The sequence below is a fragment of the Candidatus Nitrosarchaeum limnium BG20 genome, from assembly GCF_000241145.1.
GTDB lineage: Archaea > Thermoproteota > Nitrososphaeria > Nitrososphaerales > Nitrosopumilaceae > Nitrosarchaeum > Nitrosarchaeum limnae.
In genome coordinates, this window is record NZ_AHJG01000274.1 from 1 (window position 1) to 1,302 (window position 1,302).

At 28.8% G+C, this 1,302-nt stretch carries 2 protein-coding genes; one reads left to right on the plus strand and one right to left on the minus strand.

Annotated features, from left to right (window positions below; translation table 11 throughout):
- Positions 1–287: 287 nt before the first annotated feature.
- Positions 288–593: a single stranded DNA-binding domain-containing protein gene (locus BG20_RS09700; RefSeq protein WP_007401198.1), complete on the plus strand. Its 306-nt coding sequence runs from the start codon at positions 288–290 to the stop codon at positions 591–593.
- Between the two features lie 90 nt (positions 594–683).
- Here BG20_RS09700 and BG20_RS09705 read toward each other — a convergent pair whose 3' ends face one another.
- Entirely contained in the window at positions 684–1,289 is a 606-nt protein-coding gene (locus BG20_RS09705) for a hypothetical protein (RefSeq protein ID WP_048097215.1), read from the minus strand.
- Between the last annotated feature and the right edge of the window lie 13 nt (positions 1,290–1,302).

Genomic DNA, 1,302 nt, shown 5'->3' on the forward strand with positions numbered 1-1,302 from the left:
AACAAGGACTATATATACTATTGGTAATAAATGGTAATTATTGGTAATAATAGGGTATTAACATCATTTTAACAAAAAATTGAAAATATAGGTAAATTTCAATAGAAAAACTAAAGACAGAGATTAGCTGTTGAGAGGAAAACATATTTCAAATCATGACCATTTATGTAGAATCAATTCGTTAGATGGTTCCAAAAGTAATGCGATTAAAGTCAGAAATCTGTTTTGATTTTATGTTATAAGTTATTTAAAAAAGCTTATAATTGTCCAAACTTGAGTCAGAATACATGGCAGAATTTCAATCAGTTTCACAAGTAAAAAAAATGCGAAGTGGAATTAATCTAAAAGCCGAAGTAAAAAGTAAAGGAGACCCAAGAACAGTAAATCTCAAAACAGGTGGAACCGTTGATGTTTGTGATGCAGTAATAGCTGATGAATCAGACGAAATAAAACTCACATTGTGGGGGGATGATATCAAAGCAGTTAATGTGGGAGATGTCGTAGTAATCACAAACGGATATACAAATGAGTTCAAAGGTGAAGTATCCTTAACAAAAGGCAAATTCGGTAAAATGGAAATTAATCCACAGTAAAATTTAATTTTAAAAATTATTTCTGAGTTAATATTTTATTTCATTAAGTAACATTATTTTTTATTCTATCTAAAACCAATAATACCAACATCAGTAATTTTTTTTATTATTTTGAATATTTTTCCAATCAATCAAATATAGAATTATGCCTACTATCAAAATTATAATACCAAAAATTAACAAAAGAGCAGAAATCACTAATGGCACAATAGTATTTCTTAAAGGGAAGTTAGGATTTGTGAAAGCATCAGAATTATCAGGATCTTCAGAAATCATTACAACTAAATTCACAGTTCTAGACCCATGATTTTGAATTTCAAAATTTAGCGAATCAGATTTTACAATATCTAACATTTCAAAGATAACGGAATTGTCTTGTGAGAAATTACCATATTTATCACCAAAGATATTTGAAATGGAGATAGATAGATTATCTCCGTCTTGAAAATCAATTATTTGCACTCCCCATAAGAGTGAGATATTTGATGATTTTGTACCATATGAAAAATATCCTGACTCGCCAGGAAAAATAGTAATTTTATCAGAGACTTGATTAAACATTCCCTCAAACATTGATGGAATATAGAGACTATTTCGGTCAGTCATATTTGCAGGTAAAACAGAGACCATTATAGAAATAGAAATAGCTACCAGCATTAACCCAAAGACTCCAATTATAGGACCACGTTTTTTCATTTTAAACAAAATT